Genomic DNA, 12,891 nt, shown 5'->3' on the forward strand with positions numbered 1-12,891 from the left:
AACATGTTTTTTATGCGTGAATGAATGAAGTGAAACTTTCAGTTTTACTTCATTTTTGAGAAAAATATCCCAAATAATCAACGGCGATTCGTCTGGATAATGATAATTTTTGGTTTTATGTTCTGTGGAATTTAAAATTATTGAATTTTATTTCGTTGATTTGGTTCTGAAAAAAATGGTTTAGACGGTTTTGCGTTGCACAATTGTGGCATAATCAAAAGTTGATTTTCAGCTTTATGAATTTTTTAATTTCAGGCACCGATTATGGCCAAAACGCTTTACGACAAACTTTGGGAATCCCACCTAGTTCACACAGAAGATGACGGAACATCGATACTCTACATCGATCGCCATCTGTTACATGAAGTTACCAGCCCTCAAGCATTTGAAGGTCTTAAACTTGCCGGGCGCCAACCATGGCGCGTTTCCGCAAATCTGGTCGTGGCGGATCACAATGTTCCAACTACCAATCGTCAAGATGGTATAGCTGATCCGACGTCGCGCTTGCAGGTAGAAACACTAGATGCGAATGCTAAACAATATGGTTTAACTTATTTCGCGATGAATGATCTGCGTCAGGGTATCGTGCATGTGATTGGGCCTGAACAAGGCGCGACTTTGCCAGGCATGACGGTGGTTTGTGGTGACTCCCATACTTCTACGCATGGCGCATTTGGCTGCCTGGCACATGGTATAGGCACTTCTGAAGTCGAGCACGTCTTGGCTACGCAAACTTTGTTAGCAAAAAAATCTAAGTCAATGCTAATTCGTGTTGATGGTGACACGCCATCTGGCGTCACAGCAAAAGATATTGTACTGGCGATTATTGGCAAAATTGGCACGGCGGGCGGTACTGGCTATGCGATCGAATTTGCAGGTGCAGCAATTGAGCGACTTTCTATGGAAGGTCGAATGACCGTCTGTAATATGGCAATTGAAGCTGGGGCACGTGCCGGTATGATTGCCGTTGATGAAACGACGATTGATTATGTAAAAGGGCGCCCACTGACCCCGACTGGTGCGGATTGGGATCAAGCGTTAAATTATTGGCGTACTTTGCATTCGGATGCTGGGGCTCAGTTTGATACTGTAGTGACTTTATCTGCGGAAGATATACAACCTCAAGTTACTTGGGGAACATCGCCTGAAATGGTGGTGGCAATTGACGGACAGACGCCAGATCCGTTGTTGGAGCAGGATGCTGTGAAGCGTGATGCCATTGAGAAAGCGCTCGCTTATATGGATTTGCGTCCGAATATGCCCATCAGCGAAATTCAGATTGATAAAGTGTTTATCGGTTCTTGCACCAATTCGCGGATAGAAGATTTGCGTGCGGCTGCTAAGGTAGTCGCTGGCAAAATGCGTGCGACAACTGTTAAGTTGGCAATGGTGGTACCAGGCTCAGGCTTGGTGAAACAGCAGGCCGAGCTAGAAGGTTTGGATAAGATATTCATCGATGCAGGATTTGAATGGCGTGAACCTGGTTGCTCGATGTGCTTGGCGATGAATGCCGATCGACTAGAACCGGGTGAACGATGCGCTTCAACATCGAATCGCAATTTTGAAGGTCGTCAGGGGCAGGGGGGGCGTACCCATCTTGTTTCTCCGGAGATGGCTGCCGCAGCAGGAATCGCAGGTCATTTCGTCGATGTGCGCACCTTTGCATAAATAACTCATGAATGGAAAATGAAAATGAAAAAATTGACGGCACTTTTTACTCTATCCATGATTCTGCTGGGATTGGTAGGTTGCAACACAATTCAAGGTATCGGTAAAGATGTGAAAAAAGCGGGTGAAGTTGTCGAAAGCGCTGGGAAAAAATAGTCATGAATAAATTTACTTTGCTCAATGGGCTGGTAGCGCCGTTAGATCGTGCCAACGTCGACACCGATGCGATCATTCCTAAGCAATTTTTGAAGTCGATTAAACGTACTGGTTTCGGGCCTAACTTGTTTGATGAATGGCGTTATCTGGATCACGGTGAACCGGGTGTTGATAATAGTGGGCGTCCATTGAATCCTGATTTTGTGTTGAATCAAGCTCGCTACCAAGGTGCTTCGATCTTGCTTGCGCGTAAGAATTTTGGCTGCGGATCTTCGCGTGAACATGCACCTTGGGCGCTCGATCAATTTGGATTTCGTGTGATAATCGCGCCAAGTTTTGCTGATATCTTCTTCAATAACTGCTTTAAGAATGGATTGCTACCTATCGTCTTAAGTGAAGAAATCGTTGATAGCCTGTTCAATCAAGTACGTGCGAACGACGGATTTGAACTGACAGTTGATTTGGAAACGCAACAAGTTATTTCAAAAAGCACTGACGAGTCGTTTTCTTTCGATGTCGACGCTTTCCGTAAATACTGCCTGCTGAATGGCTTAGATGATATTGGTTTGACTTTGGTTCATGCCGAGAAAATCAAGACATTTGAAACCGCTCATATCAAGGCGCAACCTTGGTTGGCGTCAGTGATTTAAATATTTAATCAGTTTAATCTTACATAAATTTAAGCATGAAAATTGCCATTTTGCCGGGTGACGGTATTGGTCCTGAAATCGTTGATCAGGCCGTTAGAGTTTTAAAAGTTTTGGGTGAGTCCTTTGAAATGGAATTCGCCCCTGTTGGGGGGGCTGGGTATGAAGCCGCAGGACATCCATTGCCAGAAGCGACACTGAAATTAGCGCAAGATGCAGATGCGGTTTTGTTTGGAGCCGTGGGTGATTGGAAGTACGATAGCCTTGATCGGCCGCTGCGTCCTGAGCAGGCAATTTTAGGCCTGCGTAAAAACTTAAATCTTTTTGCGAATTTGCGTCCAGCGATTTTGTATCCAGAGTTGGCAGGTGCTTCGACTTTGAAGCCAGAAGTAGTTTCTGGTTTGGATATTTTGATAATTCGTGAGTTGACTGGTGATATTTATTTCGGTCAACCACGTGGTGTGCGCGAATGTCCTGATGGTCCATTCAAAGGTCAGCGTGAGGGTTTTGATACGATGCGCTACGCGGAAGGTGAAATTCGTCGCATCGCGCACGTTGCGTTTCAAGCGGCACGTAAACGTGATAAACGTTTGACCAGTGTGGACAAGGCTAACGTACTGGAAACTTTCCAATTTTGGAAAGACATCATGATTGAAGTGCATAAAGAATACCCGGATGTCGCTTTGGATCACATGTACGTTGATAATGCAGCTATGCAATTAGTCCGCGCGCCGAAGAAGTTTGACGTGATGGTAACGGGAAATATGTTTGGTGATATTTTGTCAGATGCCGCCGCGATGTTGACGGGCTCAATCGGGATGTTACCGTCCGCCTCTTTGGATGCGAACAATAAAGGTTTGTATGAGCCGTCGCATGGTTCTGCGCCGGATATCGCTGGTAAAGGCATTGCCAATCCACTGGCTACAATTTTGTCCGCTGCAATGATGTTGCGCTACTCTTTAGGAAAAGTCGAGCAGGCTGATCGTATTGAAGCTGCTGTGAAAAAAGTGTTGACCCAAGGCTTGCGTACGCCAGATATTTTCGAAGATGGCTGCACCAAAGTTGGCACCTCTGAAATGGGTGATGCAGTAGTGAGTGCGTTAGGTTGATTTTTATGTGAAACAGGGAGACCTGTAATTTTTAGGGAAAGATGATGAAACTAGTTGGTTTGGTCGGTTGGCGTGGAATGGTTGGTTCGGTCCTCATGCAGCGTATGCAAGAAGAGGGTGATTTTGCTCATATAGAACCCGTGTTTTTTTCAACTTCTAACACCGGTGGCGCAGCGCCAACGATGGCGAAGAATGAAAAGACGTTGAAAGACGCAAATGATATTGATGCATTGAAAAAATGCGACATTATTATTACCTGCCAAGGCGGCGACTATACCTCTGAAATTTTCCCTAAATTACGTGCCGCCGGTTGGAATGGCTTTTGGATTGATGCCGCGTCTACGTTACGAATGGAAAATGACGCGATTATCGTTCTCGATCCTGTTAATTTGGATGTGATTAAGAGTGCATTAAGTCGTGGTGTGAAAAACTACGTTGGTGGTAACTGCACCGTGTCTTGTATGTTGATGGGTTTAGGTGGTTTGTTCCAGCATGGCTTGGTCGAATGGATGTCGTCAATGACATATCAAGCGGCATCTGGCGGCGGCGCACAGCACATGCGTGAATTGTTGACCCAGTTCGGCTCGATCAACGCAGAAGTTAAAGCATTGCTCGATGACCCAGCGGCAGCGATCTTAGAAATCGATCGCAAAGTTTTGGCGAAGCAGCATAATTTTAGCACTGACGAGACTAAGCAATTTGGCGTACCTTTAGCCGGCAATTTGATTCCTTGGATTGACAAAGATTTGCATAATGGCGTTTCTAAAGAAGAATGGAAAGCTGGCGCTGAAACAAATAAAATTCTTGGATTGGGCGAAGCATTCGGTTCTAAAGCGATTCCAGTTGATGGCTTATGTGTGCGTATTGGCGCTATGCGCTGCCACTCGCAGGCTTTGACGATCAAGTTGACCAAAGACGTGCCGCTCGACGAAATTACCGATATGCTTGCGCAAAACAATCCATGGGCGAAAGTCGTGCCAAATACGCGTGAAGACTCTATGCGTGATTTGACTCCTGCGGCGGTTACTGGTGGCTTGGCGATTCCGGTGGGTCGTCTACGTAAGATGCAGATGGGCGGTGATTACCTGTCTGCATTCACCGTTGGTGATCAATTGTTGTGGGGGGCAGCTGAACCTTTACGTCGTATGTTGCGTATTTTGATCGAAAAATAAATTCTGTTCAGGTGGATTGGTAAAGGAAAAAGGAATGAATTTCATTCCTTTTTTTTATCGATTCAATTGTGAATTGTAGAAATTGTCTAGTGGTAACAACGAAATGACTGTGAAAGTCGTATTTCAGCTCTTAATGTATTTACCATATCTAGAATTCACGTTAAGCTTGCGCGACAAGTTGGGTAATGTTATCTTGGATTAACATACCTTTCGTTTATGCAATTTTTCACTTTTGTGTTGTGAAAATTGTATTGGCTAAATTTCCCAGGAAATGTTCTAAAAATGCATAATTACAAACGCTTACCGATAAGTTTTTTAGGATGCAAGGTGCTGAAAGCTGCTGCCTTATCTTCATTGCTTGTCTTCTCAAATGCATATGCGACTGGGCTAGGAAAGTTGACAGTGCTATCCTCACTTGGTCAACCATTGCGGGCAGAGATTGAATTAACGTCGCCGAATAAGGAGGAAATTAATTCCTTGGTGCCACGAGTGGCATCAATCGAAGCTTTTAGGCAGGCGAATATTGAGTTTAATCCTGCACTGTTGTCTTTGCGATTTGCCGTTGAGCAGCGCGGCAATTCTTATGTTATCCGCGTCACCTCCACCCAAGCGATGAATGAGCCTTGGGTTGATTTTTTGTTGGAAATGAATGCCAGCAATGGAAAGTTGGTACGTGAGTATACTTTTTTGCTTGATCCTGCTGAGCTCGCTTCTGGACAGTCTGCACAAATCGCTAACCCTAGCGGCTCAATAAAATCTCAAGCGCCGATGCAAGCTTTGCCAGCAGAGTTAAAAGATAAAACGGCGAATGTCGACAGTAACACTATTAAGCGTACTTCGATAAAAAACACCGCTCCGTCAAACTCAGCTAGTACTGAAGGACGTCAATATCAGGTTAAGCAAGGCGATACGCTAATGCGCATCGCTTCGGCAAATTTAAATGGTGTTTCGTTAGATCAGATGTTGGTTAGTATTTATCGAGCCAATCCACAAGCTTTCGTGGGCGATAATATGAATCGCCTTAAAGCTGGGCAAATTTTAACGATTCCTGATGCAGATACTGTGCGTTCGAATTCGCCATCTGATGCGCATTTGGTAGTGCAAACACATTCGGTAAACTTTAATGCATATCGTAATAAGCTGGCTGGTCAGATTTTGACAGCGCCATCGGAGTCTGTTGCGCAAAAAAAACAAGCTGCCAGTGGAGCTATAACTGCAAAGGTTAAAGAAGTTCCGACGGCTGCCAACGAGGCAATAGATAAGTTAAAGTTGTCCAAAGTTGCTGATGCAAATGCAAAAAAAGCGCCAGTCAAAGGATTGACTGAAGAGGATAGGATTGCCAAAGATAAAGCTCTAGCAGAAGCGAATGCAAGAATAAAAGAATTAGAAAAAAATGCGAGTGAGATGAATAAGCTTTTGGCTATGCCTACCAAAAGTGTAGCTGCACAACCCTCTGTTCCGGCCGCGAGTGCGGCTACCGCTGCATCTAAATCTGTGCAGAAACCTGTTGAGGCTACAGTTGCATCTAAGCCAGCTTTGGCAACGGCGGTTGCGAGTGTTTCAGCATCAGTTTCAGCCCCGGCTCCAGCTGTTGCTAGCGCAAGTATATCGAAAACGGAAGCGGCCTCTGCGAACTCAAAGGCGTCCACTTCAGCTAGTGTAGCTGCGGCGAGTGCTGCCAGCGTGGCGAGTACACCAAAGCCGAAACGACCACCTTCACCACCACCAGCACCTATTGAGGAAGAGTCTAGTTGGTTTGATTCAAAATATTTAATTGCCGCAGGTTTACTCGCTGCAATTGGTGGTGCGATCGGTGTTTACTCTTCACGTAAAAAGAAAATTTCACATCAATTTGAAGACAGTATTTTGACTGGGTCGAGTTTAAAGGCAAACTCGATGTTTGGCTCAACTGGTGGCCAGAGTGTCGATACCAACAATAGTGTTTTTAATTCGAATTTTGCCCCATCTGCAAGTCAGCTTGATGCGAATGAAGTTGATCCTGTTGCTGAGGCGGATGTATACATAGCCTACGGACGTGATTCACAGGCTGAAGAGATTCTTAAAGAAGCATTGAGAACCCAACCAGATCGCCATGCGGTACGCCTTAAATTGTTGGAAATTTATTTTGGACGTAAGGATTTGCGGTCTTTTGAATTATTCGCCGGTGAGCTTTATGGTATGACTAGAGGTGAGGGCGATGAGTGGGGACAAGCGGCCTCCATGGGGATTTCACTTGACCCAAATAATCCTCTTTATGCTGGTGCGAGTGCACAAGTCGAGGCTTATGCGTCTAATAGTTTGGGACAACCAACACAACCTTTGGAGGATTTGGATCCAGAGGCGTTATTGGAGAACTCACTTTCAGAGGATATGTTGGATTCGATCAGTATTATTGATACGGCTTCGGCATTATCTGATGATCCTTTTGGAAGTGCTGAGAAAAGCAAATTAGAGTCTCTGGACAAAAATCCTGATTTTTCGTTAGATCAAGGTTTGGACTTTGATTTGGATATCTCTGAAAAAACCGAAGAGCAGGATGAGTTTCCGTTGACTCTGCCGGAGATCGATGCAGTGAGTTCGTTGAAGCCAGTTTTGGACGACGAGCCTATGCCAGTAATTGATTTTGGATCAATTGACTTCGATCTTGGCGCAGATGACGATAATGAAAATAGTGCTCCTGTTTCACTTGTCGATGGGGATCTTTCTGATAATCCCCCTAGTGAAAGTGAAACGAAGGATTCGGCTATCGATGTTGTGAACGAGGGAATTGATTTCGGTTCTCTTGATTTTGTGATGAATGATGATGTTGCTGAACCTGCTGTGGACACACCATTATTGGCGACTGAAGATCTGGAATTGAATTTTGGTGAAGAGGCAACCAGCGAATTAGATTCGGCAGATGTGCACTTCGACTCCCCAAGTGAGGATGTTTCACCATATAACGCGGAAATGGCAACTAAATTAGATTTAGCTGTGGCTTATAGAGAAATTGGTGATAAAGAAGGTGCGCGTGAACTACTTGATGAAGTTATTAAAGGTGGTTCAGGAGAGCAAATCGATAAAGCTAGAAAAATGCTTGAACAGTTGAATTGATCGTAGTTTTTTTATATGAAAAGGGCGCTGGTTTTCAGCGCCCATTTTTATTTTAAGTGTATTGATTGATGACGTTAAATAGAATTATTTTAGGGGTTGAATATCAAGGTACTGGTTACCAAGGGTGGCAAACACAGCCAGGTGGAAACACGGTTCAGGATACTCTTGAGTTGGCGCTGGCTAAATTTGTTAGGGCGGAAGTTCATACTATGTGTGCTGGGCGTACCGATGCTGGGGTGCACGCTATTGAGCAGGTTGTGCATTTTGATACCGTATTACAAAGAGAATTGTATTCTTGGGTGAATGGCGTTAATGCATTTTTACCACCAAATATTGCGGTGCGATGGGCGCGACAAATTTCTGTTGATGCGCAAGATCAAAGCGCTTTTCATGCACGCTTCAGTGCTTTTTCTCGCACTTATCATTACTTGTTATACAACGCTAACATCAGATCACCTTTATGGGCTGACAAAGCTGGTTGGTTTTTCCGTCCATTGCATCTTGAGTTGATGCAGCAAGGAGCCGAGTACCTCGTTGGCGAGCATGATTTTACGGTTTTTCGTGCTGCTGGCTGTCAAGCAAAATCGCCATTCAAGCATATGTACGAAGTGAAGATACGTCGACAGGATGATTTGATTGTATTTACTTTGCGCGCAAATGCATTCTTACATCACATGGTTAGGAATATTGTTGGTTCATTGATTTTTGTTGGGATGCAAAAACGGGATCCTGTGTGGATTCAAGAATTGATGGAAACGAGAGATCGAAGCCTCGCAGCACCAACTTTTATGCCTGATGGTTTATATCTGGCAAAAATTGGCTATGATGAAAAGTGGGATTTGCCAAGTGTGAATGGCGAAAATCTGCCATATGGATTACATTTTTAAGGTGCGTTTTTCATTTGCTGTTTGGTGAAAATTCAAGGTGTTTTTGACTTGCTTAAAGGAAATTAGGGCAGTCAAGGGCGAAATCCGGTAAAATGACGTTTTTGCATAACCCAAATTTTAGGCGCTCGCCTGGGTAAGCTGCCCAGTTTTAGCGCCTTTTTTTGTAATCGGTTTTTTAGTCTATCTAATGAATAATATTCGTAATTTTTCTATTATCGCCCATATCGACCATGGTAAATCCACCTTGGCTGATCGTATTATCCAATTGTGCGGGGGCTTGTCTGATCGTGAAATGGAAGCACAAGTTCTTGATTCGATGGACATTGAGCGTGAGCGGGGAATTACGATCAAGGCACAAACAGCCGCTTTGCAATACAAATCGCTCGATGGCCAAATTTATAATTTGAATTTGATTGATACCCCGGGGCATGTGGACTTTAGCTATGAAGTGAGTCGTTCACTGTCTGCTTGTGAAGGTGCCTTGTTGGTAGTAGATGCTTCACAGGGGGTAGAGGCGCAAACGGTTGCAAATTGTTATACGGCTATTGAGTTAGGGGTCGAAGTCGTTCCTGTTTTGAATAAAATTGACTTGCCGTCAGCTGACCCGGATAACGCGATTAGTGAAATTGAAGAGGTGATTGGGATTGATGCGAGCGATGCAGTGCATTGCTCCGCCAAAACGGGTTTGGGTGTTCGCGATATTTTAGAGTCTTTGATTGTTAAAGTGCCGCCGCCGAAAGGGGATCCCACTGCACCATTGCAAGCCTTAATTATTGACTCTTGGTTTGATAATTATGTTGGTGTCGTGATGTTAGTGCGAATTGTGAATGGCACGCTTCGCCCAAAGGACAAAATTCTTTTTATGGCAACTGAAGCGCAACACTTAGTTGAAAGTGTTGGTGTTTTTACGCCGAAGTCTTTGAGCCGGACCGAATTATCGGCAGGACAGGTTGGTTTTATTATTGCAGGAATTAAAGAATTAAAAGCGGCAAAGGTCGGCGATACAATCACGACCGTTGGTCGTGTGGCGACCGAACCTTTGCCAGGTTTTAAAGAAGTCCAGCCACAGGTGTTTGCCGGCTTATTTCCAGTTGAGGCTAATCAATATGATGCGCTTCGAGATTCCTTGGAAAAATTGAAATTAAATGACGCTGCGTTAATGTATGAACCCGAAGTTTCTCAGGCTCTAGGTTTTGGTTTTCGTTGTGGCTTCCTCGGCTTACTGCACATGGAGATTGTGCAAGAACGCTTGGAACGAGAATTTGATATGGATCTCATCACAACGGCGCCGACCGTGGTGTATGAAGTTGTCATGGGCGATGGCACCATTTTGATGGTTGATAATCCTTCTAAGATGCCAGATCCCTCAAAGATTGAAGAAATTCGCGAGCCTATTGTGACGGTCAATCTGTATATGCCGCAAGAATATGTCGGTTCAGTGATTACTTTGTGCACATCTAAGCGTGGCGTGCAGATGGACATGAATTATCACGGTCGGCAGGTGAAGCTCACTTATGAAATGCCGATGGCAGAAATTGTTTTAGATTTCTTTGACCGTCTGAAGTCAACTTCACGTGGTTATGCGTCGATGGATTATGAGTTTAAAGAGTATCGTGCGGCTGATGTTGTCAAAGTCGACATGCTCATCAATAGCGAAAAAGTTGACGCTCTTGCCATTATTGTACATCGCGCGAATGCGCATTATCGCGGTCGAGCTGTCGCTGCAAAAATGCGTGAGCTGATTCCTCGCCAAATGTTTGATGTTGCGATTCAGGCGGCAATTGGTGCAAATATTATTTCTCGTGAAAACGTCAAAGCCTTACGGAAAAATGTCCTCGCAAAGTGCTATGGCGGTGATATTAGCCGTAAGCGTAAATTGTTGGAGAAACAAAAGGCTGGTAAAAAACGTATGAAACAAGTGGGTTCTGTGGAAATTCCGCAAGAAGCATTCTTGGCCATTTTACAGGTGGAAGAAAAATGAGTTTGCAATCGTTAATTGGGAATTTCTCTTTAATTCTATTTGTCCTTCTGATAGTTACTGGCTTGATCTGGGCTTTTGATCGTTTTGTATTGGCGCCAAAGAGAAAGTTAAATGCAATAACTGTCTTGCGTGAATTTGATCAAAAGACAAATGCTAATTCGTCTGCGCGGGCGTCTTTAGAAGCGAGTTTATTGAGGCAGCCAGCATGGGTTGAGTATTCAGGAAGTTTTTTTCCGGTGATCGCTTTGGTTTTTGTATTGCGTTCATTCTTATTCGAACCATTCAAAATTCCTTCAGGGTCGATGCTTCCTACGCTTTATGTTGGTGATTTTATTTTGGTAAATAAATTTACTTACGGGATTCGTTTGCCTATCATTGATAAAAAAATAGTTGCCATCAATGATCCACAGCGCGGCGATGTTATGGTTTTTAAATTTCCCAAAGATCCGACACAAAATTATATAAAAAGGATAGTGGGGATTCCAGGTGACACGGTGGTGTACAAGAATAAGCAACTAACGGTCAATGGGGTGGCAAGCGAATATGAAAGCCAGGCTGATTTCTTACATGAAGGTTCGCAGCTAAGTTATTCTAAACAATTTAATGAAAAATCAAACAACTTAGCCCATAAGGTGTTAAATGATGATGACCGCCAGCCTGGAATTTATATGTTTGGTGAGGCGGATTTTCCATACGCTAATCAATGTCAATACAATGCCGAAGGCGTGACATGTAAGGTGCCAGTAGGGCATTACTTTATGATGGGCGACAATCGTGATAATAGTCAGGACAGTCGATACTGGGGATTTGTTCCTGATCAAAATATTGTCGGAAAAGCTTTTTTCATCTGGATGAATTTTAGTGATTTGAAGCGTATTGGTGGTTTTCAATAAGAACGGAGAGAGATTATGCATGTTCGTCAGTGTTTACCAATTAAAAAGCATCGTGGGATGTCCCTGATCGGTTTGATTTTTGTACTGGGAATTCTTGCGGTGATCGTATTGTTAGCTTCTAAGATCGTACCGACTGTAATTGAATATGTGTCGATAAAACGCGCTGTTCAATATGCTAAATCGAATGGAAACTCAGCGAAAGAAATACAAACTGCATTTAGTAAGCAGGCCGACGTCGGCTATATCACCTCACTAGCAGCAAGTGATCTGATCATCGAAAAAAGTGAAACAGGCTTGGAGGTCAGTTTTTTCTACACAAAAAAGATTCCATTAGTTGGACCTGCAAGTTTATTGCTTGAATATGAGGGCACCACTGCAAAAAGTGGATCGACTAAAAAGAAACAAGAGTAAGTAGGGGTTATGAACGAACAGTTGTTGCAAAAGCGGTTGGGGCACCAATTTAATGATGTTGCACTTTTGCAGCAAGCATTGACGCATCGAAGTCATAGCGTTAGCCATAATGAACGCTTGGAATTTTTAGGTGACTCAATACTCAATTGTGTAGTCGCTTCGATTTTATTCGACACCTTTGAAAGCATTGATGAAGGTGATTTATCTCGGGTTCGTGCGAATTTGGTCAAACAGCAATCCTTGTTTGAGATTGCGCAAAAAATGGAACTCTCCCAATTTCTGCGATTGGGTGAAGGAGAATTAAAATCTGGTGGTTTTCGCCGTCCTTCAATTTTGGCGGATACGTTGGAAGCTTTGTTTGGTGCCATTTATCTTGACGCGGGATTTGAGGCTGCGCGTAGGGTAATACGTTCTTTGTATGAACCTATTCTGGTGTCAGTCGACCCAACAACTTTGGGCAAAGATGCCAAAACCTTGTTGCAAGAGTTTTTGCAAAGTAAAAAAATCGCACTGCCGCAATATAACGTTGTCGCGACTCATGGTGCAGCACATAATCAGGAATTTGAAATTGAATGTCTGGTACCTAAGTTGGAAATTCAAGTTTTCGGTACAGGCGGAAGTCGTCGAGCGGGGGAACAGGCAGCAGCCAAGCTGGCACTAGAAACTGCTGTTAAGTTGTTGTCGAAGACCCCTAATGGCAAAAAATCTAAACCACGTACTTCACAATTGAAATTAGCTGGCATCGCAACGATACAAACCAGTAATAAAGTCAACGATGCCGCTGTATCAGCACGAGTGGCTGATGTTACTAACGAAGAACAGCTTTCTTTGGACGTAACCGTGCCAGAGACTTCACAAAAATAAACAATAAAGA

General features: G+C 43.9%; 11 protein-coding genes. All 11 read left to right on the forward strand.

The annotated features are described in order from the left end of the window. Positions 1-264 precede the first annotated feature (264 nt). A complete protein-coding gene (gene leuC, locus H8K52_RS00205; protein WP_186920507.1) occupies positions 265-1,668 on the forward strand; it encodes a 3-isopropylmalate dehydratase large subunit in 1,404 nt (467 codons plus the stop codon). Between the two features lie 24 nt (positions 1,669-1,692). Next, a complete protein-coding gene (locus H8K52_RS00210) occupies positions 1,693-1,824 on the forward strand; it encodes an entericidin A/B family lipoprotein (RefSeq protein ID WP_186920909.1) in 132 nt (43 codons plus the stop codon). Between the two features lie 2 nt (positions 1,825-1,826). Beyond that, positions 1,827-2,474, forward strand: a complete 648-nt coding sequence (gene leuD, locus H8K52_RS00215; protein ID WP_186920508.1) for a 3-isopropylmalate dehydratase small subunit — start codon at positions 1,827-1,829, stop codon at positions 2,472-2,474. 35 nt (positions 2,475-2,509) lie between these two features. Beyond that, on the forward strand, positions 2,510-3,580 hold the full coding sequence (leuB, locus tag H8K52_RS00220; RefSeq protein ID WP_186920509.1) for a 3-isopropylmalate dehydrogenase: 1,071 nt from the start codon (positions 2,510-2,512) through the stop codon (positions 3,578-3,580). A gap of 44 nt (positions 3,581-3,624) precedes the next feature. Further along, entirely contained in the window at positions 3,625-4,752 is a 1,128-nt protein-coding gene (gene asd / locus H8K52_RS00225; RefSeq protein ID WP_186920510.1) for an aspartate-semialdehyde dehydrogenase, read from the forward strand. A 282-nt stretch (positions 4,753-5,034) separates the two neighbouring features. After that, a complete protein-coding gene (locus H8K52_RS00230; RefSeq protein WP_186920511.1) occupies positions 5,035-7,845 on the forward strand; it encodes a FimV/HubP family polar landmark protein in 2,811 nt (936 codons plus the stop codon). Positions 7,846-7,913: 68 nt separating this feature from the next. After that, positions 7,914-8,732, forward strand: a complete 819-nt coding sequence (truA, locus tag H8K52_RS00235; protein ID WP_186920512.1) for a tRNA pseudouridine(38-40) synthase TruA — start codon at positions 7,914-7,916, stop codon at positions 8,730-8,732. A 187-nt stretch (positions 8,733-8,919) separates the two neighbouring features. After that, positions 8,920-10,713: a translation elongation factor 4 gene (gene lepA, locus H8K52_RS00240; protein ID WP_186920513.1), complete on the forward strand. Its 1,794-nt coding sequence runs from the start codon at positions 8,920-8,922 to the stop codon at positions 10,711-10,713. Further along, positions 10,710-11,606 carry a signal peptidase I gene (lepB, locus tag H8K52_RS00245; protein ID WP_186920514.1) on the forward strand — a complete coding sequence of 299 codons (897 nt, stop codon included), beginning with the start codon at positions 10,710-10,712 and terminating at the stop codon, positions 11,604-11,606. Before lepA ends, lepB begins: the two co-directional genes overlap by 4 nt. 15 nt (positions 11,607-11,621) lie before the next feature. Then, on the forward strand, positions 11,622-12,017 hold the full coding sequence (locus tag H8K52_RS00250) for a DUF4845 domain-containing protein (protein ID WP_186920515.1): 396 nt from the start codon (positions 11,622-11,624) through the stop codon (positions 12,015-12,017). A gap of 9 nt (positions 12,018-12,026) precedes the next feature. Continuing rightward, positions 12,027-12,881: a ribonuclease III gene (gene rnc / locus H8K52_RS00255; protein ID WP_186920516.1), complete on the forward strand. Its 855-nt coding sequence runs from the start codon at positions 12,027-12,029 to the stop codon at positions 12,879-12,881. Positions 12,882-12,891 lie beyond the last annotated feature (10 nt).

The organism is Affinundibacterium seohonense (assembly GCF_014284305.1).
In the GTDB taxonomy this organism is placed as follows: domain Bacteria; phylum Pseudomonadota; class Gammaproteobacteria; order Burkholderiales; family Burkholderiaceae_D; genus Undibacterium; species Undibacterium seohonense.

Bases quoted from the DNA above. Each gene is read 5' to 3' on its own strand.
- leuC (WP_186920507.1), top strand. From the start codon at position 265: ATGGCCAAAACGCTTTACGACAAACTTTGGGAATCCCACCTAGTTCAC.
- lepA (WP_186920513.1), top strand. From the start codon at position 8,920: ATGAATAATATTCGTAATTTTTCTATTATCGCCCATATCGACCATGGT.
- rnc (WP_186920516.1), top strand. From the start codon at position 12,027: ATGAACGAACAGTTGTTGCAAAAGCGGTTGGGGCACCAATTTAATGAT.
- H8K52_RS00230 (WP_186920511.1), top strand. From the start codon at position 5,035: ATGCATAATTACAAACGCTTACCGATAAGTTTTTTAGGATGCAAGGTG.
- truA (WP_186920512.1), top strand. From the start codon at position 7,914: ATGACGTTAAATAGAATTATTTTAGGGGTTGAATATCAAGGTACTGGT.
- H8K52_RS00210 (WP_186920909.1), top strand. From the start codon at position 1,693: ATGAAAAAATTGACGGCACTTTTTACTCTATCCATGATTCTGCTGGGA.
- H8K52_RS00250 (WP_186920515.1), top strand. From the start codon at position 11,622: ATGCATGTTCGTCAGTGTTTACCAATTAAAAAGCATCGTGGGATGTCC.
- leuD (WP_186920508.1), top strand. From the start codon at position 1,827: ATGAATAAATTTACTTTGCTCAATGGGCTGGTAGCGCCGTTAGATCGT.
- lepB (WP_186920514.1), top strand. From the start codon at position 10,710: ATGAGTTTGCAATCGTTAATTGGGAATTTCTCTTTAATTCTATTTGTC.
- asd (WP_186920510.1), top strand. From the start codon at position 3,625: ATGAAACTAGTTGGTTTGGTCGGTTGGCGTGGAATGGTTGGTTCGGTC.
- leuB (WP_186920509.1), top strand. From the start codon at position 2,510: ATGAAAATTGCCATTTTGCCGGGTGACGGTATTGGTCCTGAAATCGTT.